Consider the following 23,868-nt stretch of genomic DNA (forward strand, 5'->3'; position numbering starts at 1 on the left):
TTCTAGCGCTTGACCCCGGCCGCCAAGTCGTCGACCAGCACCTTGGCGGTCAAGGCGTATCCCGCGGCCTTGTAGTAGTCGAAGGGAATCACTCGACCGGCCTGCGCCGCCGGCAGTCGCTGCCATGTGGGCGAGGTGTACACGCTGCCGGAGGCGCTGCGATCCAAGGCGAAGATGACGTCAGCTTCTTCGAGACGGTTGAACTGCTCCGACCCGAGCATCACGCGAAGGTCGGGGCCCTCACGGAGCACCTCGAACCCCAGGTCCTCGGCGACGGCGGTGCGGAAATCGTTCTGGAACCACGCGATCTGATCCTCTGCGGCGGCAACGAAGGCAACCTTCTTGCCGGCCATCAGCGGTTCGACGGTAGGGCGGACCTGAGCCACATGGGCGTCGTACTCGGCGAGTACTTCTTCGGCGCGATCGCTGCGCCCGATGCCGGTGAGGAAGTCCGACATGACCTTTCGCCACTCCGGGGTGAAGTCCTTGCCGACGGGCAGGACTGGTGCGATCTGCTGCATCCGGTCGTTGCCGTACGACCCGGTGTCCCACCACCCGGCACTGAGGACAAGAAGGTCTGCACCGAGGGTCGAGATGTACTCGAAGTTGGGATCCGAAGCACCTTCGGCGAAGATCTCGACGCCTGTGGCACCAGGAACTTCACGACGGAGATGTTCAGCGGCGCCGGCGGGGTAGGCGGTCACCGGGTATCCGGCGAGGATCGAGAGTTCGAGGCCGTCTCGCGGATCGAGAGCAACCACATTCTGCGGGTCCGTCGGAATGATCAGCTTCTCGTCGCCGCGCGTGAACTCGAAGGTCTCCGCGTTTTCGGTCGTCGCACCCTCTGAACTGCTGCAAGCGGCTAGAAATGCAGCGGCGGCAACGCCTGCTCCGACGCCGAAGAATCCGCGTCGGGTCAGGTTGTTCACGATCGCCCAGTAGTCACGATCGGTGGTGGTCGGAGAAAGAAGTCGGGTCATGTTAATTAGGTTAGCCTTAGGAACTTGCGTCGGGAATGGGAAAACAGCTCCCACCAGCGCCAATAAATACGGCGAATACGCCAGCGCGGCGGCAGACGAATCCCAGCCCTACCCCTACTACGAGGTTGAATCGGGGGTAAAGAGACCGAAACCCACGACCGCAGAATCGGATGCCCAATCCAAATCGTGTACTCGAACCTTCCCGAACTCGTTGCCACCTACGGTGATTGCCTTGTCTCCGTCGACGGATACAACAATATTGGTGTGCTGACCGGACCATCGTGAACTGTCGTAGATCACGACGTCGCCGATTTCAGGTGTGTAACTGCCGTCGTTCTCGGCGTAGGCGTCAATTCCCTGGTAATACTCCTGGAGGGTGTAAACACCTGGAATACGCCAACTTCCGGAGTTCGGATTGGAGAGCGGGCGTCCGGCCTCTCGCATGATCCAGCTGACAAAATCAGCGCACCATTCCTCGTCAATTCCCTCGGAGTAGAAGGTGCCTGGACGGTCCTGCTCATGCTCGGACTGCAGTAATTCGAGTACGCGCACTTGATCCGAGGAGAGTCTGCTCGCATCAACTTCCGGGAAATCGGCAGTATCCCACGGCAAGTAACGCGAGGGTGCGAATGCCACAACGACGGCACCGACCACAACAACGATGCCGAGTACCCCGGCAATCCAGATCAGGATTCGACGTCGACGGTTCGGTTCGGCAGGACTCACCCTGACGAGTGTGCCAGCTCGCTCGGAATCCAATCGCTGAGCGAGAGGTTATGTCCGCACTATGTGGGTCAGGCGCAAGCCAGTCAGCCGATCTGCTCGAACAGGGACACGATGATCCCTTCTGGCCCACGCACGTAGGCCATCCGCACGCTGTTCTCGTACTCACCGATACCGCCGATGAGCCCGTACCCGTCCGCAGCCACCGCGTCGACGGCCGCCTGGAGGTCGCCGACCTCGAAGGACACATTGCGCAGCCCAAGCTCGTTGGCCATCGCCGTTGGCGATCCGGGCACGTGATCGGGCGTAACGAAGGACGAGAGCTCCAGCCGGGATCCTTCGCCCGGTGGCCGCAGCATTGCGATCTGACAGTGCGCGCCGGGGATGCCACAGACGGTCTCCACGAATTCACCCTCCACGGACCCGGTGCCCTCTAGCTCTAGACCCAGTCCGACGAAGAACGCCGTTGCGGAGTCGAGGTCCGCGACGGTAATACCGATGTGGTCGAAACGTTGTACGTGTGCCATGGGATCCATCTTCCAATTGTTCTCTTGTTGTTGTCTTGCCGAGACAGAGTCGGCGGCTGAGAATTCCCATGGCTTGATTCAGAATGGTGGCGGGTCGTTGCCGTAGTCGACGGTTTTGTGGGGCACGCGCTTTCGGGGTGTGGAGATCGGGAAGGTTTGGCGGCGTTTCCGTTCCGCGTGTGTTGCTGTGCGGTGCTGAATCTTGACACGCCGGAGCTTCCGCTCACCTCGGATGCGGGCAGCTTTGTTTTCCAGACGAGTCCGTCGCGGTTTGCCGCCTTCCTGTGGCGGTGGTTCCTGCATCCCCGCGAGTAGTCCGGCATCTCTGGTGCGGTAGCAATGGCCTGTCTGTGAGGTCAGGGTGATACTACGATCCGGATTCGGGGCGAGCAGCCACTTCCCGGAATGCTTGAGGCGGTGATGGTTACGGCAGAACGCACTCAGATTCGACGCAAGCGTCTTCCCACCCTTCGCAGGGTCCGCGTGGTTGAACGGATCGTTATGGTCGAGGTCGCAATTCCAGGCCGGGACATCGCAGTGCGGCCATTGGCAGCTTCCCGCGATGACCCGCAGCCACGCATCGAGTGCCGCTCCGGGGCGGTACACCGTCGCCGAGGCGGGATCAGGTGATTCCGGTACTCGCACTTCCCGAACGTCTGCGTCTTTCACGATGTCGCGGGCATGCTCGGCACTGATCACGCCAAAGCCGTCGAGATGTGCAGGTTCGTTCGATCCTGGACTCAGGGTGGAATCGTGTACTACGACATGTACCAACGGCCGGCGCATGATCACCAAACCACTGCGGTCCTGCGGGCAATCACCGCGGTCGCAGTCGCACACCAACACCGTCGAACCACTCACCAAAGCGCCCAACGCATCCGCGCGCCGCTGCTCATACGTACGGGAATCACGGCGACACACCGACATCGCCAACTCCCGCAACCGGCCGTCAAAGGCGCGGGCCTGCTCCGCCGGGATACTGCCCAAGATGCGGGCCATCCCGTCCTCGGCGGCACTGACCCCCACGAACCGATCCGCCAGGGCCCGGCGGCGTCGTTCCCGCATCCCCTCCGGATCGACGCGGGCGACAATCCGGTCGATCGCCGCCGTCAACCGGCGACCCGTCAACCCGGTACCGCCGTCCACGGGTGGAGCCAACACCTGCTCGAGCAGCAAGCGTTCGACCTCGTCGATCAGCTCGTCACCGACATTCGAGGTCGCGGATTCGATCAAAGAGACCCGATAGAAGTCGAGTTCGCCGCGGGACATCGCCGCCCGCGTGCGATGCAACCGCGTCTTCAACGCAAAACCCAACCCGATGAGCTTTCCGGCCGCAGCACGGCCCATCGTCAGGACCGCGCCGACCTCGGATTCGGCCAACTCGTGCGCCGACGACGTCCACGTGCCACCGTCGACATGCTCGGCGCTGCGGCGGGTGAAGAACTCCGCCACCACCGCCAGTTTCCGCTCGACCAACATCGCTTCACATGAATGCAACTCGGCCATCAAATCAACGAGGGCGCAATCGGTTTCGGTACCACTCAGCTGTGCTGAGATACCGAAACTCCCCACCCCCGAATCGAACATTCCCCCACCCTAATCGAAATCCTGTTCGAATAGAACAGCTATTCGAAACCAGTCGGAAAAGTCCGAAAAAAGTGCCTGCGATGTCCTGACGCATCACAATGTGTGCCACGTACCTATTGCCATGGCATCAAAGTGGTGCCATAGTGGTGCCATGGACTTGACACCGTACGTCGACAACCTTCGCCACGAACTCGCGGTGGCTGCCGAAGCCGGCGGAGAAGACGCAAAGGCACTCGCCGAACGTTTGACCGCACCGCTGGAATCAGCAGTGCGACTCACTCTCCTCGACGCGTTGTCCGCGGCGGCAGCAGAAATCACTCGCGACCTCGCACCAGGCTCGGTGGATCTCCGCCTCCGGGGACGCGAACCAGAATTCGTTGTGACACCCGCCCTCAGCGAACCGACTCCGGCAGACGTCGAAGAGCAACCGACGCCAGTTCCACGCGCCATCACGGAGTCCGACGACGCGGCGATGACTCGAATAAACCTGCGCCTAGGTCAAGAACTCAAGGACCGGGTGGAGGCAGCTGCCCGAGAGGCCGGGATATCGGTCAACGCGTGGCTGGTCCGCTCGGCTGCGGCCGCACTGGAAGGCAATCCGAGCCGAAACACGCCGAGGCAACAACCGTCCCGAGGTTCCGAGAGCTTCACCGGCTGGGTGCACTGACACCAGACTCTCTTCTCGCACCAACCCCTTTCACCAACCGAAGACAACATCATCGGGAGTATCACCATGCCTGTATTCAGCACACCGGACCCCATCATCGCGAGCATCGACGTAACTGTCGGACATATCCGGATCAGCGCAAGCGACCGTGACGACACCATCGTGGAAGTACTGCCCACCAACTCATCTCACGACGCCGACATCCGCGTCGCCGAACAGACTCGCGTCGAATTCGCTGGTGGACGACTCCAGATCAAGACGCCGAAACAGCGTGGACTCGGCATCTTCGGCAAAACCGGATCTGTCGACGTCTCCGTTCAACTTCCCTCCGGCTCGGAACTCGAGGGTACCGCTGCAGTCGCAAGCCTCCACGCCACCGGCACACTGGGAAGATCTCGCGTGAAACTCTCGAGCGGGGAATGCGCACTCGACACCACCGGACCACTCGACATCAGCACCGGCGCAGGCACAATCACCGTCGAGCACGTCGTGGGCGACCTCGATGCGAGCACCGGATCAGGAACCATCCGCATACGCCGCATCGACGGCAACGCGGTCATCAAGAACTCCAATGGCGACAACAACATCGGCGCGATTACGGGCACGCTCAAGGCAAAAACGGCAAACGGCGACGTTATCGTGGAGCACGCTGAATCTGATGCCACTGCCGCAACAGCCAACGGGGACATTCGCTTCGACAGCATCGAGAGTGGAGTTGTCTCCGCGAAAACCGCTGCCGGGAAGATTCATATCGGCGTTCGATCCGGAACCGCCGCTCGATTCGACGCCCATACCTCCTTCGGCCGCGTCGACAACCAGATGAACACCACACACGGACCGGCATCGACCGAGCGCAGGGTGGATGTCCGCGCACATACCAGCTACGGCGACATCGTCATTCGACGTTCGGAGCCTCCAAAAATCTAGCGAAAGGAACGCTGATGACCCGCAAACCAGCTATCACCGCAACGGGCCTGACAAAGTCTTACTCCGACAAAACGGTACTGGACGGAATCGACATTTCCGTCGACAGTGGCACCGTCTTTGCGCTTCTCGGCCCAAACGGCGCCGGCAAGACCACCATCGTGGAAATCCTTTCGACCCTTGTTCCCGCGGACGGCGGCAACATCCGCATCGCGGGGTACAACCCATCCGACGATCCAGACGCGGTGCGTGCGCGCATCGGTGTCACCGGACAATTCTCGGCGGTGGACGACTATCTCAGCGGCGAGGAGAACCTTCTCCTCATGGCCGACCTTCATCACCTGAGCAAAGACGAACGCCGCACTCGCACTGACGATCTCCTGAAGAAGTTCGATCTAGTCGACTCCGCCGGAAAGCTCGCATCGACATACTCGGGTGGAATGCGCCGAAAGCTCGATCTTGCAATGACATTGATCGGCCGGCCGGAGATCATCTTCCTGGACGAGCCCACCACCGGCCTCGATCCTCGGAGTCGACGCTCGATGTGGCAGATCATCCGCGAGTTGGTGAGTGGCGGCGTCACCATCTTCCTCACAACGCAGTACCTCGAGGAAGCCGACCAACTGGCCGACCACATCGCCGTACTCGACCACGGCCGGATCGTGGCCGAAGGAACCGCTGCAGAACTCAAACGACACATCCCAGGCGGACATATTCGCCTGCATTTCGCAGACCGAGTCCAACTCGACTCTGCTGCAGATATTCTCGACCACTCCTCGCGTGACGAGGCTGCCTATGTTCTGCAAGTTCCCAGCGACGGTGGCGTCAGGTCACTGCGCTCTGTTCTCGACCAACTCGACGCTCACTCGATCGATGTCAAGGAACTCTCCGTCCACACACCGGACCTGGACGACGTGTTCCTGACGCTGACCGCCACCGAAAGGACCGACGCGCGATGACTACTGCAACTCTTGCCTACCAGGACTCGAAAACCATGCTGCGCCGCAGCATTCGCCACATCGTGCGATATCCGTCGATGACGGTGATGCTGGTCGGGATGCCGGTCGTCTTCCTGTTGCTGTTCGTCTACGTTCTCGGCGGGACACTCGGGAACGGCCTCACCCCGGGTGGCGGTGGTGGCGGCCGGGCGGAATACGTCAATTATGTTGCCCCGGCGATCATTCTGATGACGGTTGCCGCGGCGGCGCAGGGTACTGCCATCTCCGTTGCCACCGACATGACTGCGGGGATCATCGCACGATTCCGCACGATGGCAATCACACGCACTTCTGTTCTCACTGGCCACGTTCTGGGCAGTCTTCTTCAAACGATAGTAAGCCTCGTTGTTGTCATCGCGGTGGCCGTCGCCGTCGGCTTCCGGCCGAGCGCCGGCGTTGTCGAATGGGTCGCCACGTTTGCGCTCCTCATCTTGGTGTCGATTGCCATGATCTGGTTGTCCGTTGCCTTCGGACTTGTGAGCAAGAGCGTCGAGACGGCAAGCAATCTTCCAATGGTGTTGATCCTCTTGCCTTTCCTCGGAAGCGGATTCGTGCCGACCGAGTCGATGCCAACCGTATTACGATGGTTCGCCGAGTATCAGCCGTTCACTCCGATCATCGAAACGCTCCGGGGATTACTTCTCGGCGAAGCGATCGGAAACAACGCAATTCTCGCAGTCGCGTGGTGCGTCGCGATCACCTTCCTCTCCTACCTCTGGGCGCGTAGTTTGTTCAACCGTCGCCCGGTGCGCTGAGCTCGAAACACACGATCTTCGAGAACAGGTACGGTGTCGCTGTCGTCGAGTTCGGAGGCGATGGCGACGTCGTGCGGAAACCCGAGAACCATCAACTCGCGCCCGGAGGCGCAGTCCCGTAGGCGGTCTTCGATCGAATCCGATACCGCCGCCCATGCATCTGCTGCCATCCGAGACTCCGGCGATACGGACCCGTTCCAGCCGGCCTCGATCAACGCCTCGATAACAGCACCCGCTCCCCACAGATCTTCCACCGCCGGACGCAATTCTCCACCGGGCCACTTCTCTCCGGACGCAACGATCGCCACCCGGGATCGGGAACCGTGTTCGTGCACAACCCAATCTGCTACCGCCGATGCGTTCCTCAACGAAGCACCCACACAAACCGGGCCAAGGGCCGCCAGCGCAAACGCGATCGTCGACCCGTTCGGGGACGGCAATACCAACCGTCGCGGACGTTCCGAATCGCGAATCGACTTGGGAGACAAACTGATCTGGCCTTCAGAAGCCACACTCCGTCGCACAGCCAGAACCGCGTCGACGTCGCGAGCGTAGTCAGCCGCACTCTCGTCGTACCAGGAATAAGGAAAGACCTCGATTCCTGCATCAGCGGCGACGCTCAGAGTCGTCGTGAACGAGAGAACATCAACCACAATGGCCAGGTCAACACCAGTAGCAATCGCTTCGGCACCTGCTCGGCCCCAGTCGAATCGAAGTCCGTACTCGAGTTGGCGATGTTCCGAATTCATGGCGCAAGCATCCCAGAAGAGAGGTACCGACGCTTTGTCAGGAGTTTCTCGTCTATGGTTAGGGTACCCCAATAACTGAAGGACGAGATTGCTGTGAATCCCATGTTGAGCCGCCGTGCCATGTTGTCGGTCACCTTCGCCACTGCAGCAGGTTTTGTCCTTGCTGCCTGCGGTGACAGTGCGAATGACGAGTCCACTACGAGCGCCGAGGGCGGCCACGCCGAACCGGGCGCCTTCCCTGTCACGATCGATCACAAATTCGGGTCCACCACAATCGAGCAGGCCCCCAGTCGTATCGCAGCTGTCGGTATCGGTGACGCCGATGTCCTACTTTCCCTCGGGCTGACGCCCGTCCTGGTCCCGGTGTGGAAGGGCTCAACCGACGACGGAATCGGTGTCTGGGCCGACTCGGCCGTTCAGGGCGCTGAGCCGACACCATTGGCCAACGCCACCACCGAGTTCGATATCGAGACGATTATCGCTGCGGCTCCGGACTTGATCATCGCGGTCAACAACGCGATCGACGAAGACCTGTACAAGCAGCTCAGTGCAATCGCACCTACGGTGCTGCACGCTGCCGATCAGACCGATTGGGTTCTGCCCCTGGCAGGAAGTGACAACCCGTATCGGTACTGCCGTGGGCGTTCCCGCACAGGCCAAGCAAGAGGTGCAGGACGTCCAGGATCTGATCACTCGCACTCGCGCCGAGAACCCTCAGTTCGAAGGCAAGACAGCAGCACTCGTCATTCGGTGGAGCGACGGCAATCTGCGCGCATTCAGCCCCGAGGCCGCACGGGCGCAGCTGCTTACTCAGTTGGGGTTCACGGCGCCTGCCGCACTGAAGGAGCGATTTGCGGGCAAGCTGAACTACGAGATCTCCGCCGAGAACTACGACCTTCTCGAATGCGACTACCTACTCTTCGACAACTACGAGAAGGCTCGCCCCGAGATGGAGACGCAGGCTGCGTTCACCAATTTGAACGTCGTGAAGTCCGGTGGCCTGATCAGCTTGGACCCCATCGTCAGTGATGCGGTGTCCATGCCGAATCCACTCACCATTCCGTTTGTCCTGGAAGACTTCGTCGCGAAGATCAATCAGACGATCGCGGCTCGATAGCCTTCGTTCGACCTGACCACACCCACAACGCCACAGCTGACACGGCCACACAGACCGAAACGATCACCCACGGTGACGCCGGCGCTGCGTGGCCGTTGTCGACGAGGTCGTACACAAAGCCGACTCCCACCGTTCCCAGCAGCGCAAGCAGCCCTCCGATCGTGTTGAGCATGCCGAAGTGCGCCCCGAGATTGCTTTCACGGCCGAGGATCGCGATGGTGTCGCGCATCGGTGGCACCATCAGCATCTGACCCAAGTGGAGCAGTCCGATCCAGAGCGCCAGCCCGACTATCTGCGTCGACGCCTCGGTACTCACACCGGTAGCCAGTGGCACCAGGAACGAACCGGAAATCAGCACCAGCCCGAAGGCGATCGCTCGGCGATGACCAATGCGGTGAGCCACTGCAACTGTCGGCCCCTGCCCCACTATCACCAGTACCGCCGCGCCCACGTAAAACCAACCGAGCGCAGACTGGGACCCGATTCCGCGCTCGAGTTGTTCGGGAAGCATCAGGTACAGCTGGCTGTAGGCAACCAACTGAAAGCTGCACAGGGTGGCGAAGATCAGGAAGCTATTGTTGGTCAACACACTTCGCCACACGTCGCGCAGCGTATAAGTCGACACCGGACCCTCGTGCGCGTCGCCCGGACGGGGAAACCAGACGAAGAACCCCACCCACATAATCGCGAACAACAGGGCTGCCGCCGACGCCGTCCACGAGAACGGAAACACCAGCAGAGCAGCACCGAGCGCCGGACCGATCACGGTTCCCAGTCGGCTGCACATCTGTTCCACTGCAAACAAATCGGTACGACGCATGATGCCCGAGGACTCGAGTTCGCGACCGTATTCAGCGTTGGCCGACTCCACCGCCGGAGCAAAGAGCGCAGCGGCAAAGCCCACCAGGAGCACTCCGACAATCACGGCGGCCATACTCTCGGCCAAGCCGAGCATCAAAAAACCGACTACTCGAACGGCGATGCCCAACAGAATGATCGGGCGCTTTCCGAATCGGTCGGCGAGGCTTCCTCCGATGAAGAACATGCCCTGCTGACTGAACATGCGCAGGCCGAGAACCAGGCCGACAATCCATGCCGCAAAGCCAAGATCTTCCGAGAGATGTACCGCGAGAAAGGGCACAACGAGGTAGAACCCGATGTTGAACAACACCATCGACAGAAGCAGTAGCTTCACAACTGGCGGTAGAACGCGAACCTTCGCGAAGGTCTTACTACCGGGGAAACGCGTACTGAGCACCACAACCGAGAACACTATTGCCCGAGCGGGCTTCAGTGGAAATTACCTGCCCGGAAATGACGTGCCCTACGCGGAGCGGCCAACCGCATTCAGCGCTTCCACTATTGCCTCGTTGAATCCACCGCCGCCGTGACCGGCGTCGCCCCGAACCACCAATTCACTACCCGGCCAACTTTTGTGAATCGCCCAGGCAGTATCGAGCGGCCCGGAGACGTCGTAGCGCCCATGTACGAGGATCGCCGGTATCTCTGCGAGACGATGCATTCCGTCCATGATCTGATTGGGCACGAGGAAGCAATCGTGGCTCCAGAAGTGCGTCACCAATCGGGTGAACACCCGCCGGAAGTCCGGATTTTCGTATCGCTTACTCGGAGTCCACCCTGGCATCAGCGATACATGCACGTCTTCCCACCGGCACCACTGAAGTGCAGCATTGTCCCGCACAACAGGATTCGGATCCGCAAGCAACCGCGCGTACGCCGCCGGAAGGTTTCCGTCACGTTCATCCATCGGCACCGGCTCGATGAACTCCTCCCACTCGCGAGGGAACACTCTGCCCATGGCGCGGGTGATCCACTCGATTTCGGCGTTGGTGCCACCGGTGATCGCACCTAATACCATCGCGATCACACGCTCGGGAAAGGCCTGCGCGTACACCAGCCCCAAACTGACGCCCCAGGAAAGACCGGTGACGATCCATCGTTCGATACCGAGATACTCGCGCAGGCGCTCGATATCGTCGAGGATGTTGGCCGTTGTGTTCACCATGAGATCGACGTCGGGCCCGTCCGCCAGCGGGCGGCTACGCCCACAACCACGTTGATCGAACAGGACTGCGCGGAAAATATCGGGATCGAAGAATCTTCTGGCGCCGAGCGTGCACCCCGAACCCGGCCCACCGTGGAGATACAGAACCGGAACACCCGTAGATATCCCGACGCTCTCCCAGTACAAGGTTTGCCCGTCCGAGGTGTCGAGCATCCCTGATCCGTACGGATCAACCGGAGGAAACAAGTAAGCACTCATGGATCGATCCTGCCATCCGAGCACCCGTCGGCGAATATCAACTTTCCAAAAACATTGTCCACCAAAATAATTCGACGACTCGTCAGGCGGCATGTTTCGCTCTCCCATGTGCGGGATATGCAGCGAGAACGGCCGACGGGTGGAGAACTCATGAAACGAATGATTGCAGCACTCATCGTCGCGGGCGCCCTCGTGTCCCTGCCCGCCTGTGGCAATGACGACACAAACACAGAGACGGCAACCAGAACCAGCAACACTGCCGAATCTACGACCGTTCAAATCAGCTCCGTCACCTCCACCGCCGATCTGGGAATGATCGACCAGGCAAAACTGGCAGCATTTGTTGTGGCCTTCCGCACCGCCTATGCGGATCTCTCTCAGGATCGCGACGACGAAAGCATCCAGGAAATTGTGTTCAGCTCGTGCAACGCCATCGCCGACGGTGCGACCGAGCAAGAGGTCACCAAGGAGATCCGGGATCTCGCCGCGAACGACGGCACGGAAGCGACGCAGTCTCAAGCCGAGCAGATCTACAAATTGGTGACACCAGCCTGCCCATGACGAGCACAGCTAAAGCACTTGTCGGCCCGGTGGCCTACCGTGTGTAGGACATCGCATCGACGGGAGCACACCACATGCGTGAAGGTTTTCGCTTACCCGGCTACGGCGGTGCCGCGGTTTTCCTACGCAGCCACGCTGTTCCGGCTCGGGTGCTCGACACAGCGGCCCCGATCCTGGTGTTCGACGTAGGATTGCTCAGCCCCGACGAATACAACCAGTACCTCAGCCGACGTGCCGACGACGGGTTCGTGGAACGGCTGTCGACATTCTTCTTCCACGCCGCGGCCGACTTCCACCCGGAGCTGTCACTGCCAACTTTCAGTGACGAGACCCTCGGCTTGACGATCTCCGTCCGCTCCAGCACCGATCAGCGCGTCGAACTCGAATTCTCGCTTGCCGGAGACGCGACCGGATCGGACTCCGAACGCGATGAAATGGGCTTCGAGACAAGCAGAGTCGTCCTCGCTACCTCAGCTCAATCGGTGAGCCGACTCAGTGGTCGGACGAGCTCGCATTTCGACGGGGAGGCGTAGCCATGGGATTCCTGTTCGAACTTCTCGATTTCCCCGACGGCAGTCGGATGACGGATCTGTGGAACAACACGTGGGCCGACGAAGCGAAGAGTGAAGAGATCGCGTCGGGTCACTTCATTCACCTCGGCGACGATCAGCACGTCGACGTCGAAGCCGACTTCCTGAGTAGCCATCTGCCGTTTCACGTCGCCGGATTCGGCGGAACCTTTCCAGACGGCAAACCCTGGATGTTCATCATGCAGAAAGCACCGGCCGATATCGCGATTCTCCTTCGTGGACAGGAAGATCCGCACTCCATGCTGCGCGAAGCACTCGACCGCGCGATGGAATTCAACCCCGATGCCCTAGTCGCAGAGGAGATGTCCTGGCATCACGGCGATCTCGTGAACATCTACGAGGACGAAGGTGTCCTGGCCTCCGCTGCCGAAAAGTGGTCGGTGGCCGATCTGCTGCGTGGACTTCTGGCGCAATGTTGCGGGGTGGACTTGACCGACATTGTCTCGGGATTCCCGGACTGCGCTTTCCCGGACACCGCGCACGCGTGTGAGGACGATGTTTTCAGCGACATCTTTGCGCGATGGGTTGCCGGCCTGCAGTGATGTGACGAGGTAGACAACCACTCGAAACATTTCGGAGTAGACTCATTTATGAGCGTGATCCGAAATGAAACGAGGTGAGCGGGATGACGAAGACAGACCACGAGTTGGGTCGTCGCGAACGCAACAAACTCGAGAAACAGACACGCATCTTTGAAGCCGCAGCCGAACTGTTCGCAGAAAAGGGCTACAGCGCGGTCACAACACAAGAAATCGCCGACCGCGCCGATGTAGCCGGCGGCACCCTCTTTCGTTACGCCGCAAGCAAAGCCGAGCTACTGCTCATGGTCTACAACGCGGAGTTTCGGAAGCAGATCGAACTGGGAGAAGAACGTGAAGGCAAGTCGACGGACACGGAAACCCGTGTACTCGAGCTTGTTTCACCGCTGCTGATCGCCAGCCGCCGAAACGACGAGAACACCGGCATCTATCAACGAGAAGTGTTGTTCGGCGAGCCGACCGAATGTTTCCGGGCCGAAGGCCTGGAACTGTCGCAGCGCCTGCAAGCGCGGATTGCAGCGATCTTGGCCGAGGCTCATCCCGACCACACCGCCCACACCACCACCGCAGCTCGAACAATTTCGAACGTGCTGCATTTCGAGATAGCCCGCGCGGCATTGGACCGGATCACGGCTGACGAACTCACGAACATCGTTGCCGCACAGGTCCGATTGACGCTTGCCGGACTACCCACCGAAAAGGATTGAGGATCACAATGTCTGAACTGAAGCAGATCACCGTTCTGGGTACCGGGGTTCTCGGCTCGCAGATCGCCTATCAGACCGCGTACCACGGATTCGACGTGGTCGCGTACGACATCAACGCGGAGGTCATCGACAAGGCCAAGGCCCGGTTTGCATCGTTGGCCGCCGCCTACAAGGCGGAGAACGTCAAGGGCGCTGCCGAAGGCAAGGCTGACGAAGCGCTGCAACGTATTACGTACTCGCACGATCTCGCCGAAGCCGTGGCCAAGGCCGATCTGGTCATCGAGGCAATTCCCGAAGACATCGGCATCAAGCGCGATACGTACGAGAAGCTCGCTGCAGTAGCTCCGGAACACACGGTGTTTGCGACCAACTCCTCGACGCTCCTGCCGAGCGATCTCAAGGAGTTCACTGGTCGCCCCGAGAAGTTCCTGGCTCTGCACTTCGCAAATCACGTGTGGGTCAACAACACTGCCGAGGTCATGGGCACCGAGTCCACCGACCCCGCCGTGTACCGAGAGGTTGTCGAGTTCGCGAAGAACATCGGCATGGTGCCGATCGAGCTCAAGAAGGAGAAGGCAGGTTACGTACTCAACTCCCTCCTGGTCCCGCTCCTCAATGCTGCCTCCGACCTACTGATCGACGGCATTGCCGATCCCGACATGGTCGACAAGACTTGGCGTATCGGCACCGGGGCCCCGTTCGGGCCCTTCCAGATCATGGATGTCGTCGGGCTGACCACCGTCTACAACATTTCCTCCCAGGGCGGCGAGAAGCAGCGCGAATTCGCTGACTACATCAAGAAGAACTACATCGACGAAGGCAAGCTCGGCGTCGCAGTCGGCGAGGGCTTCTACAACTACAAGAGCTGATCACTCACCAGCAGACCGCGCGGTGGTCGCTACGTGAATTCACGTCGCGGCCACCGTGCAGTCGTCTGTTGGCAGTATGCACGAAACACCCCTGAGCGATTGTGACGCAAGCTTCTTCACGTGTGACCACATCCTCAGGAGACTTCCCTACATGCGTCGTTCCGCTATCTCGGCTCTCACTACGCTGGCGCTTCTCGGCGCCGGAACATTGGCCGGCACACCCGCCGTCGCCGCTCCGCTCGCGTGTGGCGGTATCTCGACTGGTTCATTCTCCGGCTCGGCCGGCGGTTCGGAGTACCTGTGTGCGCAGGAAGGCGACCTTCTGGACGTGCGCATCGGCGACGTACACGCCACGCAGCCTTCCCTCGGATACGACGAGGTGTACTACAAACTCGGTCGATACACACTCGGAAAAGACGAGATCAACAAGAAGTTCGACGACTGGTGCGAAGCCAACGGTCAAATTGAGGCCGAAACAGCCTCGGAGACATCATCACTGAAGGATCCGGCATCCTTCACCTGCGCACAACCGGTCGGCTCGGAAACCGCCGAGAGCATCGCGCCCATGAAGACAGTTGTGGTCGGGCCACGCGGCGAGCTCTACCTCACCGACGGACACCACACCCTCACGTCGTTCTACGAAACGCCGGACGGCGGCCCTGACATGCACGTTCGACTGCGAGTGCTCGGCAACCTCAGCAACCTGAGCGAGTCGGCATTCTGGGCCGAGATGGAGAAGAACAAGTGGGTGTGGACGCGCGACGTCGACGGCAACCAGGTTTCGGTGCAGTCATTGCCTAAGGGCGTCGGCCTGGCCAACTTCGCCGACGACAAGTACCGCAGCCTCCTGTACTTCGCCCGCGACATCGGCTTTGCGCCCGGCTCGATCCCGTTCCAGGAGTTCTACTGGGGTGCCTGGGTTCGCGACGCCTCGCCGGTCGATCTGAGCGGCTGGAACAACAACGATCTCGCCAGCTACCTCAGCACCGTCAAGTCCGTGTCACAGGCTCAGACCGCATTGCCCGGTAACGCCGTCGTCGACAGCGGTTTCACCGCCACCGATCTTGGCGTACTGACCGCCTGGAATGACGGGAAAGCGGAATCGAAGGGCGAGTTCGCCAAGCTGTCGAAGCCGTACACAGACGACAAGCCGGGCAAGATCGCCTACTCACTGGCCTACAAAGCAACCCTCTGACCTGCAACGATGAATTTCACATCGATGAAGCTTGACTAAGGCTTCACTCAGTAATCTGATCCCATTCGGGTGTCGCTTCAGCGAAGCAGCGACGCCCTGCCCTGACGGATACATGCCGTCATATCTGCCCAGACGAACCATTGCCGGGCAACCAGGTGTCGTTTTCCCAGGCAGGCGGCATCTCCCCCGCAGCGCGGGCGCTGTTCGAGTACTTCTTCGGTGATCAGCATCAGTCGAGTGACTTCATCTACGAGGACGAACTGAACGGACTGACCCGCGACGGCGTACTGACGCGCCTGGATCTGGCCCTCTCGCGTGATCAGTCCGAGAAGATCTACGTCGAGACTCGTATGCGCGAGCAGGGCCGGGAGTTGTTTGCCTGGCTAGAAAAGGGCGCCCACGTGTACGTCTGCGGCGACGCCACCCGGATGGCAAAGGACGTCGACGACGCGTTGCGCGAGGTGGTCGCCGAGCACGGTGTTCGACACCCACGGGTCCAGTTCCCACACCACCTACCTGACCCGGCCTCCGATCGCCTCGCCTTCGAAGCGATACGAACCGCCCCCCAACCGAATCAGCGGTCATGGACGTCTGGGAGGACGTCATGAGCAGCATTTCTGCAGCATCCTGACGCCCGAAGTTCTATCGGTGAACCGCGACTACGACGTGCTCGGATATCAAAGTGGTCCGCATCTGACGTCAAAGCGCTCACGAACGGCGCCAAGTGTCTGCCGATGGTGTTCCCGGTCATTGTGATGCGTCCGCATGAATCGGAGAGTTTCAAGCATCCTGCGCGGAATGGGATACCAACGATCGAAGTTGAGACCACAGTTCAGGAAGACCTTGTTCGGGACGGCGTCGAAGATGAGGCTGAGGTTGTACTGACCAAGCGTAAGTGCTGTCCAGATCAAGGTCTCTCTGGACTTGCGGGCCAGATCTTCACCATCGAGCTCGTAGAGTGGTGTCTCGTCGAGCTTGCCGAGGAACAACAGGTGGGTCAGAAAGTAGCTGGCGAACGATGAGAATCCAATCGTCACTGACCGCGTATTGATCGACAATGTCGTACCGTAAGTCGAAATATAGGGTTCGTATTCAGTGTCAGTTCGGAGAAGATAACCCGAGCAGTTCACCAGCCAGCTCCCGGGCTGTATGATCCTCGTTTCTCCACTGCGATATAGGATTTCGAGTCCGTCGGGCTGGTCGATCGCGTCGTCAAAGTACTCCATGTCGACAGTGTTAAGTCCGGACGAGATCGTCGCGGCTTCCGATTCCGAGAGCAGTCCGTTGAAGAACCGTCGTGATGGCTGGATCGGTTCCAGTCCGTGGGTTGCCTGAAACCAGTCCCTGACCTCGTCCTCGTTTGTGCCATCGAATCGAAGCGCGATCTCATTGAACATGCGGGTTGGTAGCGTTCCCTTCCACAATCGTCGGGCACCGTTGGGAAACATGTCGTCCCTGTTGATGAAGTACGTTCCGGCCCCGGCGATGACGTTGACTTCCCTGCCCGGGTATTCGGTTACCGCTGCGTAGGCGGTATCCATTGCCGTTTTTCCGCCGCCGACGATCCAGATCGGCGTATCGATTGCATGCATCTCCTCGCTTCGGATGTCGAAGAAATCCGGCGATACAGAGTGGATCTGTTCACTCGATACCGACAGCGGTTCGTTTGGGTTGACCCCGAAGCCATTCGCTTTGATGACGCGCGTTGCGGCGATCGCAAGGCGTTGTCCTGTTTCCGATTGCGCAGTGATGCGATTGCCATCCGCCGACTCAGCGTGGGAATCGACTGTCCACCCGAAGTACTCGATGACTTGAACGCGTTTCTTGATGACGTCGAGGCAATGCGTGAAGTGATCGAGAACCTCGGGCTTGGTCGCCAAATACGATCTCTCTTGGCCCAAGTTCCACTTGATGTTTCCGGCGGTGAACAGTGGGTGGGGCTGGTGCAACCGAATGTAAGGGTAGGTGTCGCTCCACATCCCGCCGGGCCGGTGGCGTCGGTCGATGAGAATGATCTTGTGGTCGCGCGATAGATACTGTGAAGCGACCGCTGCAGCATTCAGTCCCGCGATCCCGGCGCCGACGATGCAAACATCGCACTGATCCATGAGTGGCCCTGATAGTGCTGGACTTGGACTATTCATTTCAACCTGCCTAGCTCGGTGTGTGCGGAGCGGTTTCGACTGACTCGACCAGGAGAGTGATCGTGATCTCCTTGGAGTTTCGGGTCGCAGGTTGATCTGTCAGCGCCCCCCGGTCGGGCATCGTGATCGAATCCGGGTTCGGGATCCACCACCAGCACATCACTCGCTGTCGGCTTTGTCCTCGTGCAAACAGATGAGATCCGCGATAATCGAATGGACACGCGCGACGCCGCACACCTGACCCCACAGGGGTGGTCGATGATCACAGTTGACGAATTCTCCCGGCTCGTGGCCGCGATCTACGCATCGGCCGTCGATCCTGAACACTGGAATTCGACGCTTGCCGATTTTGTGCGAGCCTTCGACGGTGTCGGTTGCGGCCTGCTGACCTCGGGACCGACCAACCGGAAATCCGACGTGATGGTAAAGCAGATAGGTAAAGATCCTTCCGCGCTATCGACGTACAACGCCTATTACGGTCGGCTCGACTATGTGGCAGAAGCCGTGGAGAAGTCTCCGATCGGCCATATCCACACGGGGACCGAACTGATCCTCCCCAACACGAACACGGAGTTCTATGCCGACTGGTGTCGCCCCAACCGCTTCGGCGATGGCCTGTTCGTCCGTCTGACCGGAGGCAATTCCAGTGCGTGGCTGGGGATTGCCGCATCCAGGGACTCGGAGCCGTTCGGAACCCCTGATCGACTCAGACTGATCAGGCGGTTGGTTCCGCACCTCCAACAGGCGATTCACACCGAAGCGAAACTCGTACACCTCAAGCAGGGCGAATGCGCTCTCTCTACCGCACTCGAGCAGGTCGAGCGCGGTATCGTGATCATCGGACTGGATGGTCGGATTATGCGGCTCAACTCCAGAGCTGAGACAATCCTCGCTTCCGGTGACGGCCTACATCTCGGTCAGCATGGGTCCATTGGAGCGTCGTTCGCTCGTACCGATCGAAAACTCCGAGACCTCATGTACCTCGCGACGGACTCACACGATAACCGGGTTCCTCGCGGCGGCACACTTTCCTGCCCTCGCCTTTCCGGGCGCTGCGACTATGCCGTTCATGTAGTTCCTCTCGCCGCGGACATCGCCGGAATCGGCACGGTCGGACTGGGCGAAGCGCGAGCCGCCGCACTCATCGTGATCGACGACCCGGATCGCGAAACCGATTTGGACACAACCGCATTGCGCGAGTTGTACGCACTCACCGGCACCGAGTCGGAAGTCGCCCTGCGACTAGCACAGGGCGACAGGATGGAGCTGATTGCCGAGAATTTCTCCGTCTCGATCACCACAGTCAGGACCCACCTTCAGCACATCTTCGACAAGACCGGCACGCACCGCCAAGCCGAACTTGTGCACCTTCTCCTGTCCGCCGGTCCAACTCTTCACGAGAATGTTCAAGGCCGCTTCAGGCGGCTTCCGTGACGAACAATCCGATCCAGGCCGAGAAGCGCCGAGCCCAGCCGGAGAACTTCTCACCGGCACAATCAGAGTGGAGATCGACCCGAACTAGCGACAGGCCACTACTGCTCGTCTACTGCTCGTCGCGGCTCGTCGATCCCGGCAACAAGGCTGGGAACCAGATATCGGTCAGGACCTCCGCTGCCTGAACCCGGGTCACGTCGATGGTTCCCTGAACCGCCCAGCGGGTGAAGAAGCGCTCGAGTTGGCTGACCAGCAGTTCGACGCGCAGCCGAGCCTCGTCGCGCTGATCGGACGGCCACCGCTCGAGATATTTCGGCATCGCATTCGGCAGCTGTGTCATCCCGTCACGCGCAGTGATCCGGAATTCCGGCTCGAGTGCTACCGCCTCGTCCCACGCCGGCAGCAGCCTCTTGTTCTCATCGAACCAGTCGAACGCGCGCTCCAACCACGCAGTGAATTCCGCGCGCGAATGTGTGTCGAGCACACGGTCGAGATCAATGTAGAAAGTGAACGCGCTGGCGGCCATACCGGCTTCCCCGATGGTCTTCAGCATCGCCACCTTGCTGGGGAAATGCACGTAAAACGTGGCTCTACTGCATCCGACGGCCGAGGCGATGTCGTCGACCGTTACTGCCGCGTACCCGCGTTCTTCGAACAAAATGCGAGCAGCGTCCACGAGTTTGGCCCGCGTCGCGCGCTTCTGCTCGTCCCGCAGGGTGCCCCGCTTGCCTTTTCGACCATCCGTTGCCGTGCTCACATCAACTACCTTCGTTCACTTTGCGCTCTCTGGCAAATCGCCGACTCATCGTCATCGAGCAACATTGCGTCACTCATTGACACAACGTCAGCCAATGATGCACTATGACTCAAGTCACTTTCCGGGCTTCGACTCTTCGTCTCGATGCCCGGATCAGAACAGAAAGCGATGGCGTATGAGCCCCACGAATTTGCCGAGAGTCTGCATCATCGGCGCCGGGCCGACCGGAATCACGACGGCCAAGCGAATGAAGGAATTCGGAATACCCTTCGACTGCTACGAAGCATCCGACGAGGTCGGCGGAAACTGGTACTACAAGAACCCCAACGGCATGTCGGCCTGCTACCAGAGCCTGCACATCGACACCTCCAAGTGGCGATTGGCATTCGAGGACTTTCCCGTATCCGCGGACCTACCCGATTTCCCGCACCACTCCGAACTTTTCCAGTACTTCAAGGACTACGTCGAGCATTTCGGCTTGCGCGAGTCGATCATCTTCAACACCAGTGTTGTTGCAGCAGAACGTGATACAAACGGACTCTGGACCATCACGCGCTCAGACGGCGAAGTCCGCACCTATGACGTCCTGATGGTCTGCAACGGCCACCACTGGGACCCCAACATCCCGGACTACCCGGGCGAGTTCGACGGCGTCCTGATGCACAGTCACAGCTACAACGACCCGTTCGATCCGATCGACATGCGCGGCAAGAAGGTTGTCGTGGTCGGAATGGGCAACTCCGGCTTGGACATTGCGTCCGAACTGGGGCAGCGATACCTCGCTGACAAACTCATCGTCTCGGCGCGCCGCGGCGTGTGGGTGTTGCCGAAATACCTGGGCGGAGTGCCGGGAGACAAACTGATCACCCCGCCCTGGATGCCTCGGGGTCTGCGCCTGTTCCTGAGTCGCCGATTCCTCGGAAAGAACCTGGGAACCATGGAGGGCTACGGACTGCCCAAGCCAGACCACCGCCCCTTCGAGGCCCATCCGTCGGCCAGTGGCGAGTTCCTGGGACGCGCCGGGTCCGGCGACATCACCTTCAAGCCGGCAATCACCAAACTCGATGGCAAGCAGGTTCATTTCGCGGACGGCACTGCTGAGGACGTCGACGTAGTCATCTGCGCAACCGGTTACAACATCAGCTTCCCCTTCTTCAGCGATCCGAATCTGCTGCCGGACAAAGACAATCGATTCCCGCTCTTCAAGCGAATGATGAAGCCCGGAATCGACAACCTCTTCTTCATGGGACTGGCTCAGCCCATGCCGACACTCGTCAACTTCGCCGAACAGCAGAGCAAGCTCGTCGCGGCCTACCTGACCGGTAAATACCAACTGCCAACTCCCAGCGAAATGCAGGAGATCACCAAGGCCGACGAGGCGTACTTCCTCGCCCCCTATTACAAGTCTCCTCGCCACACCATTCAGCTCGAGTTCGATCCCTACGTCCGCAACATGAACAAGGAAATCGCCAAGGGCACCAAGCGCGCCGAGGCTTCGGGGAACAAGCTCCCCGTCGCGCCGCGTGCCGCAGCACACGAACTCGAAAAGGCGGATCGCATATGAGCCTGGTAAATGGCCACTGCAGCAGCGAGTTCGAGGCCGTCTACAACGCCTTCGAAGCGCAACTGGCGTCCGGCGAGGAACTGGGCGGCTCCATCGCCATCACCGTCGACGGAGAATCCGTCGTGGACATCTGGGGTGGATACACCGACGAATCCCGCACCACTCCTTGGGGTTCCGACACCATCGTGAACACCTTCTCCATCACCAAGACCATGGCAGCACTGTCCGCGTTGCTTCTTGTCGAACGCGGACAACTGGACGTCTACCAGAAGGTCGCCCACTACTGGCCCGAGTTTGCAGCAAACGGCAAGGAAGACATCGAAGTTCGTCACCTGCTGTCGCACACGTCGGGGGTCTCGGGCTGGGAGCGCCCGATCGAACTGAAGGACATCTACGACCTCGAGACGTCCACCGCCCGCCTCGCCACCCAGCCGCCGTGGTGGACGCCAGGTACGGCGTCGGGCTATCACGCGATCAACTACGGACATCTGATCAGCGAAGTCATCCGACGCATCGACGGGCGGACCCTCGGCAGGTTCTTTGCCGAAGAGCTTGCCGGCCCGCTGGGCGCCGACTTCCACATCGGCACGTCCGCAGAGCATTTCGGCCGAATCGCAACTCTTGTTCCGCCGCCGGCGCTGGAATTCGATCTGTCCACGCTCGACCAGGACAGCATCTTCATCAAGACCCTGACCTGCCCCTTGCTCGACTACCCCGAGGTCAATACCGCGCCCTGGCGCGAAGCCGAAATCGGCGGGGTCAACGGCCACGGAAACGCACGTTCGATTGCACGAGTTCAATCTCTGATTTCGTGTGGCGGTGAACTCGACGGCCAGAAGTTGCTCTCGCAGAGCACTATCGACTTGATCTTCGAAGTCCAAGCCGATGGCATCGACCTCGGGATCATGACTCCCCTCAAGTTCGGTATCGGCTACGGACTGCCGCACCCGGATACCGCGCCACTCGTTCCAGGCGGACGCGCGTGCTGGTGGGCCGGCATCGGCGGCTCGATGCTCGTCAATGATCTGGACCGACGGATGACCTTCGCGTACGTCATGAACAAAATGGCACCGGGCCTGATCGGGTCCGACCGCAGCAACGCCTACCTGAGCGCTGCGTACAACTCCGAGATCAGCGAGGTCAGTTCATGAAGGCAGCTCAGCTCATGGGGCCTGGTCTCCTCGAGATCAACGACGTGCCGATCCCCGAGATCGGTCCGTCGGAACTGCTGATTCGGGTGGGTGCAGCGGGAATCTGCCACTCCGACCTGCACCTGCTGCACTTTCCGTACAAGATGCGCGAAGAACCGCTGACAATCGGCCACGAAATTGCCGGAACGATCGAAGCCGTCGGGAGTGGCGTCGACGGCCGTTCCGTCGGAGAGCGTGGCGTCGTCTACCTGTGCTGGTCCTGTGGACAGTGCCGAGAATGCATGAGCGGCAACGAGAACATGTGCCTCGCTGCCGGACGAACCGCAATGCCTCCCTGTCCCGGGCTCGGTCCCGAAGGCGGCATGGCCGAGTACGTGAAAATCCCGGCCCGCTCCTTTGTCCCCATCGGAGATCTCGACTTCCTCCAGGCCGCACCACTCGCCGACGCAGCGCTGACCAGCTACCACGCCATCCGTGGCGCTCGTGAGCATCTGCAGCCCGGCGCCACCGCCGTGGTAATCGGAGTCGGCGGACTCGGTCACGTTGCAGTACAAATACTTCGCGCAATCAGTGCCGTGCGCGTCATCGCCGTCGATGTCGGACAGGATCAACTCGATCTCGCCAAACGTTGCGGCGCCGACATCACGCTCGAATCGGGACCGGACACCGCGCAGCACATCCTCGACCTCACATCGGCCCGAGGCGCAGAAGTCATCTTCGACTTCGTCGGTATTGATGCCACGGCGCAGATGTCTGTCGAATCTGTTGCCCCCAACGGCGCCTACCGCATGGTCGGCCTCGGTGGTGGAAACCCCGGAATCACCGCAGAGGCTGCCGGCGGACCTGGTTGGCCGTGGGGTGCATCGGTCCGGAAGTCGTATGGCGGCACCAGAAACGACCTCGTCGATTCCATCGCCCTGGCGCAGGCCGGTCTGGTAACGGTAGAAGTGGCCCGCTTCGACCTCGCTGATGCCCGCGACGCACTCGATCGTCTCGAGCACGGCAAGGTCACCGGACGCGCAGTGCTCGTACCCTAATTCTCGAAA

The 23,868-nt window shown here is 60.3% G+C and carries 24 protein-coding genes and 2 pseudogenes; 17 read left to right on the forward strand and 9 right to left on the reverse strand.

Features of this window, described 5'->3' with window-relative positions; genetic code table 11:
• Window positions 1-2: 2 nt before the first annotated feature.
• The 4 genes from FEZ60_RS23500 to FEZ60_RS23515 all read right to left on the reverse strand — a co-directional run bounded on the left by FEZ60_RS23500 (window position 3) and on the right by FEZ60_RS23515 (window position 3,817).
• Window positions 3-980, reverse strand: coding sequence for an ABC transporter substrate-binding protein (locus tag FEZ60_RS23500; protein WP_045065601.1), 978 nt, complete (start codon window positions 978-980; stop codon window positions 3-5).
• A gap of 117 nt (window positions 981-1,097) precedes the next feature.
• Window positions 1,098-1,706, reverse strand: coding sequence for a CHAP domain-containing protein (locus tag FEZ60_RS23505; protein ID WP_172937116.1), 609 nt, complete (start codon window positions 1,704-1,706; stop codon window positions 1,098-1,100).
• A gap of 83 nt (window positions 1,707-1,789) precedes the next feature.
• Window positions 1,790-2,230: a VOC family protein gene (locus FEZ60_RS23510; protein WP_033233714.1), complete on the reverse strand. Its 441-nt coding sequence runs from the start codon at window positions 2,228-2,230 to the stop codon at window positions 1,790-1,792.
• Window positions 2,231-2,308: 78 nt separating this feature from the next.
• Complete coding sequence (locus tag FEZ60_RS23515; RefSeq protein WP_172937117.1) at window positions 2,309-3,817, reverse strand: HNH endonuclease signature motif containing protein; 1,509 nt, start codon at window positions 3,815-3,817, stop codon at window positions 2,309-2,311.
• 151 nt (window positions 3,818-3,968) lie between these two features.
• Here FEZ60_RS23515 and FEZ60_RS23520 point away from each other — a divergent pair, with 151 nt between their 5' ends.
• From FEZ60_RS23520 to FEZ60_RS23535, 4 genes are all read left to right on the forward strand, one after another.
• Window positions 3,969-4,484 carry a toxin-antitoxin system HicB family antitoxin gene (locus FEZ60_RS23520; protein WP_095887395.1) on the forward strand — a complete coding sequence of 172 codons (516 nt, stop codon included), beginning with the start codon at window positions 3,969-3,971 and terminating at the stop codon, window positions 4,482-4,484.
• A gap of 66 nt (window positions 4,485-4,550) precedes the next feature.
• A complete protein-coding gene (locus FEZ60_RS23525) occupies window positions 4,551-5,411 on the forward strand; it encodes a DUF4097 family beta strand repeat-containing protein (RefSeq protein ID WP_033233717.1) in 861 nt (286 codons plus the stop codon).
• Window positions 5,412-5,425: 14 nt separating this feature from the next.
• Window positions 5,426-6,367 (forward strand): daunorubicin resistance protein DrrA family ABC transporter ATP-binding protein, encoded by a 942-nt coding sequence (locus FEZ60_RS23530; protein WP_045065606.1) that lies wholly within the window; start codon window positions 5,426-5,428, stop codon window positions 6,365-6,367.
• Window positions 6,364-7,161 carry an ABC transporter permease gene (locus FEZ60_RS23535; protein WP_045065608.1) on the forward strand — a complete coding sequence of 266 codons (798 nt, stop codon included), beginning with the start codon at window positions 6,364-6,366 and terminating at the stop codon, window positions 7,159-7,161. Before FEZ60_RS23530 ends, FEZ60_RS23535 begins: the two co-directional genes overlap by 4 nt.
• On the opposite strand, the gene FEZ60_RS23540 is transcribed toward FEZ60_RS23535, so the two are convergent.
• A complete protein-coding gene (locus tag FEZ60_RS23540) occupies window positions 7,116-7,910 on the reverse strand; it encodes a 2-phosphosulfolactate phosphatase (RefSeq protein ID WP_172937118.1) in 795 nt (264 codons plus the stop codon). The genes FEZ60_RS23535 and FEZ60_RS23540 overlap by 46 nt on opposite strands.
• A gap of 120 nt (window positions 7,911-8,030) precedes the next feature.
• Here FEZ60_RS23540 and FEZ60_RS33165 point away from each other — a divergent pair.
• Window positions 8,031-8,432: pseudogene (locus FEZ60_RS33165) on the forward strand (ABC transporter substrate-binding protein); the annotation flags it as partial.
• Between the two features lie 91 nt (window positions 8,433-8,523).
• A complete protein-coding gene (locus FEZ60_RS33170) occupies window positions 8,524-9,027 on the forward strand; it encodes a hypothetical protein (protein WP_346343406.1) in 504 nt (167 codons plus the stop codon).
• On the opposite strand, the gene FEZ60_RS23550 is transcribed toward FEZ60_RS33170, so the two are convergent.
• Window positions 9,002-10,288, reverse strand: a complete 1,287-nt coding sequence (locus FEZ60_RS23550; protein ID WP_172937119.1) for an MFS transporter — start codon at window positions 10,286-10,288, stop codon at window positions 9,002-9,004. The two genes, FEZ60_RS33170 and FEZ60_RS23550, sit on opposite strands and share 26 nt — an antisense overlap.
• 63 nt (window positions 10,289-10,351) lie before the next feature.
• Entirely contained in the window at window positions 10,352-11,311 is a 960-nt protein-coding gene (gene pip / locus FEZ60_RS23555; protein ID WP_172937120.1) for a prolyl aminopeptidase, read from the reverse strand.
• 150 nt (window positions 11,312-11,461) lie between these two features.
• Between pip and FEZ60_RS23560 the strand changes: the two genes are divergently transcribed.
• From FEZ60_RS23560 to FEZ60_RS23590, 7 genes and pseudogenes are all read left to right on the forward strand, one after another.
• Window positions 11,462-11,872: a hypothetical protein gene (locus FEZ60_RS23560; RefSeq protein ID WP_172937121.1), complete on the forward strand. Its 411-nt coding sequence runs from the start codon at window positions 11,462-11,464 to the stop codon at window positions 11,870-11,872.
• Between the two features lie 74 nt (window positions 11,873-11,946).
• Entirely contained in the window at window positions 11,947-12,405 is a 459-nt protein-coding gene (locus FEZ60_RS23565) for a hypothetical protein (protein WP_033233723.1), read from the forward strand.
• A gap of 2 nt (window positions 12,406-12,407) precedes the next feature.
• A complete protein-coding gene (locus FEZ60_RS23570) occupies window positions 12,408-13,004 on the forward strand; it encodes a hypothetical protein (protein WP_033233724.1) in 597 nt (198 codons plus the stop codon).
• Between the two features lie 83 nt (window positions 13,005-13,087).
• A complete protein-coding gene (locus FEZ60_RS23575) occupies window positions 13,088-13,708 on the forward strand; it encodes a TetR/AcrR family transcriptional regulator (RefSeq protein WP_172937122.1) in 621 nt (206 codons plus the stop codon).
• An 8-nt stretch (window positions 13,709-13,716) separates the two neighbouring features.
• Complete coding sequence (locus tag FEZ60_RS23580) at window positions 13,717-14,577, forward strand: 3-hydroxyacyl-CoA dehydrogenase (protein ID WP_141486863.1); 861 nt, start codon at window positions 13,717-13,719, stop codon at window positions 14,575-14,577.
• A gap of 151 nt (window positions 14,578-14,728) precedes the next feature.
• On the forward strand, window positions 14,729-15,772 hold the full coding sequence (locus tag FEZ60_RS23585) for a ParB/Srx family N-terminal domain-containing protein (RefSeq protein WP_172937123.1): 1,044 nt from the start codon (window positions 14,729-14,731) through the stop codon (window positions 15,770-15,772).
• A gap of 212 nt (window positions 15,773-15,984) precedes the next feature.
• Window positions 15,985-16,251: pseudogene (locus FEZ60_RS23590) on the forward strand (sulfite reductase subunit alpha); the annotation flags it as partial.
• A 198-nt stretch (window positions 16,252-16,449) separates the two neighbouring features.
• On the opposite strand, the gene FEZ60_RS23595 reads toward FEZ60_RS23590, so the two are convergent.
• Window positions 16,450-17,880 carry an FAD-dependent oxidoreductase gene (locus FEZ60_RS23595; protein ID WP_172937124.1) on the reverse strand — a complete coding sequence of 477 codons (1,431 nt, stop codon included), beginning with the start codon at window positions 17,878-17,880 and terminating at the stop codon, window positions 16,450-16,452.
• A 294-nt stretch (window positions 17,881-18,174) separates the two neighbouring features.
• Between FEZ60_RS23595 and FEZ60_RS23600 the strand changes: the two genes are divergently transcribed.
• A complete protein-coding gene (locus FEZ60_RS23600) occupies window positions 18,175-19,350 on the forward strand; it encodes a helix-turn-helix transcriptional regulator (RefSeq protein ID WP_072782692.1) in 1,176 nt (391 codons plus the stop codon).
• A 109-nt stretch (window positions 19,351-19,459) separates the two neighbouring features.
• Here the strand turns inward: FEZ60_RS23600 and FEZ60_RS23605 are convergent, their stop codons facing one another.
• Window positions 19,460-20,107, reverse strand: a complete 648-nt coding sequence (locus tag FEZ60_RS23605) for a TetR/AcrR family transcriptional regulator (RefSeq protein ID WP_033233730.1) — start codon at window positions 20,105-20,107, stop codon at window positions 19,460-19,462.
• Window positions 20,108-20,282: 175 nt separating this feature from the next.
• On the opposite strand from FEZ60_RS23605, the gene FEZ60_RS23610 reads away from it, so the two are divergent.
• From FEZ60_RS23610 to FEZ60_RS23620, 3 genes are read left to right on the forward strand one after another with little or no spacing between them, the layout of a single operon-like run.
• Entirely contained in the window at window positions 20,283-21,671 is a 1,389-nt protein-coding gene (locus tag FEZ60_RS23610; protein WP_172937125.1) for an NAD(P)-binding domain-containing protein, read from the forward strand.
• Window positions 21,668-22,822: a serine hydrolase domain-containing protein gene (locus FEZ60_RS23615; protein WP_172937126.1), complete on the forward strand. Its 1,155-nt coding sequence runs from the start codon at window positions 21,668-21,670 to the stop codon at window positions 22,820-22,822. Before FEZ60_RS23610 ends, FEZ60_RS23615 begins: the two co-directional genes overlap by 4 nt.
• Window positions 22,819-23,859, forward strand: a complete 1,041-nt coding sequence (locus tag FEZ60_RS23620; RefSeq protein ID WP_172937127.1) for an NAD(P)-dependent alcohol dehydrogenase — start codon at window positions 22,819-22,821, stop codon at window positions 23,857-23,859. Before FEZ60_RS23615 ends, FEZ60_RS23620 begins: the two co-directional genes overlap by 4 nt.
• The last annotated feature ends 9 nt before the right edge of the window (window positions 23,860-23,868 follow it).

It is taken from the genome of Rhodococcus sp. MS16 (genome assembly GCF_013277795.1).
Lineage (GTDB): Bacteria > Actinomycetota > Actinomycetes > Mycobacteriales > Mycobacteriaceae > Rhodococcus_F > Rhodococcus_F globerula.

What these genes read in the sequence shown, in the direction of transcription:
- FEZ60_RS23520 (WP_095887395.1), top strand. Translation starts at nt 3,969, where the DNA reads ATGGACTTGACACCGTACGTCGACAACCTTCGCCACGAACTCGCGGTG.
- FEZ60_RS23615 (WP_172937126.1), top strand. Translation starts at nt 21,668, where the DNA reads ATGAGCCTGGTAAATGGCCACTGCAGCAGCGAGTTCGAGGCCGTCTAC.
- FEZ60_RS23530 (WP_045065606.1), top strand. Translation starts at nt 5,426, where the DNA reads ATGACCCGCAAACCAGCTATCACCGCAACGGGCCTGACAAAGTCTTAC.
- FEZ60_RS23580 (WP_141486863.1), top strand. Translation starts at nt 13,717, where the DNA reads ATGTCTGAACTGAAGCAGATCACCGTTCTGGGTACCGGGGTTCTCGGC.
- FEZ60_RS23595 (WP_172937124.1), bottom strand. Translation starts at nt 17,880, where the DNA reads ATGGATCAGTGCGATGTTTGCATCGTCGGCGCCGGGATCGCGGGACTG.
- FEZ60_RS23600 (WP_072782692.1), top strand. Translation starts at nt 18,175, where the DNA reads ATGATCACAGTTGACGAATTCTCCCGGCTCGTGGCCGCGATCTACGCA.
- FEZ60_RS23585 (WP_172937123.1), top strand. Translation starts at nt 14,729, where the DNA reads ATGCGTCGTTCCGCTATCTCGGCTCTCACTACGCTGGCGCTTCTCGGC.
- FEZ60_RS23560 (WP_172937121.1), top strand. Translation starts at nt 11,462, where the DNA reads ATGAAACGAATGATTGCAGCACTCATCGTCGCGGGCGCCCTCGTGTCC.
- FEZ60_RS23515 (WP_172937117.1), bottom strand. Translation starts at nt 3,817, where the DNA reads ATGTTCGATTCGGGGGTGGGGAGTTTCGGTATCTCAGCACAGCTGAGT.
- FEZ60_RS23570 (WP_033233724.1), top strand. Translation starts at nt 12,408, where the DNA reads ATGGGATTCCTGTTCGAACTTCTCGATTTCCCCGACGGCAGTCGGATG.
- FEZ60_RS23565 (WP_033233723.1), top strand. Translation starts at nt 11,947, where the DNA reads ATGCGTGAAGGTTTTCGCTTACCCGGCTACGGCGGTGCCGCGGTTTTC.
- FEZ60_RS23510 (WP_033233714.1), bottom strand. Translation starts at nt 2,230, where the DNA reads ATGGCACACGTACAACGTTTCGACCACATCGGTATTACCGTCGCGGAC.
- FEZ60_RS23525 (WP_033233717.1), top strand. Translation starts at nt 4,551, where the DNA reads ATGCCTGTATTCAGCACACCGGACCCCATCATCGCGAGCATCGACGTA.
- pip (WP_172937120.1), bottom strand. Translation starts at nt 11,311, where the DNA reads ATGAGTGCTTACTTGTTTCCTCCGGTTGATCCGTACGGATCAGGGATG.
- FEZ60_RS23610 (WP_172937125.1), top strand. Translation starts at nt 20,283, where the DNA reads ATGAGCCCCACGAATTTGCCGAGAGTCTGCATCATCGGCGCCGGGCCG.
- FEZ60_RS23540 (WP_172937118.1), bottom strand. Translation starts at nt 7,910, where the DNA reads ATGAATTCGGAACATCGCCAACTCGAGTACGGACTTCGATTCGACTGG.
- FEZ60_RS23535 (WP_045065608.1), top strand. Translation starts at nt 6,364, where the DNA reads ATGACTACTGCAACTCTTGCCTACCAGGACTCGAAAACCATGCTGCGC.
- FEZ60_RS23620 (WP_172937127.1), top strand. Translation starts at nt 22,819, where the DNA reads ATGAAGGCAGCTCAGCTCATGGGGCCTGGTCTCCTCGAGATCAACGAC.
- FEZ60_RS23575 (WP_172937122.1), top strand. Translation starts at nt 13,088, where the DNA reads ATGACGAAGACAGACCACGAGTTGGGTCGTCGCGAACGCAACAAACTC.
- FEZ60_RS23500 (WP_045065601.1), bottom strand. Translation starts at nt 980, where the DNA reads ATGACCCGACTTCTTTCTCCGACCACCACCGATCGTGACTACTGGGCG.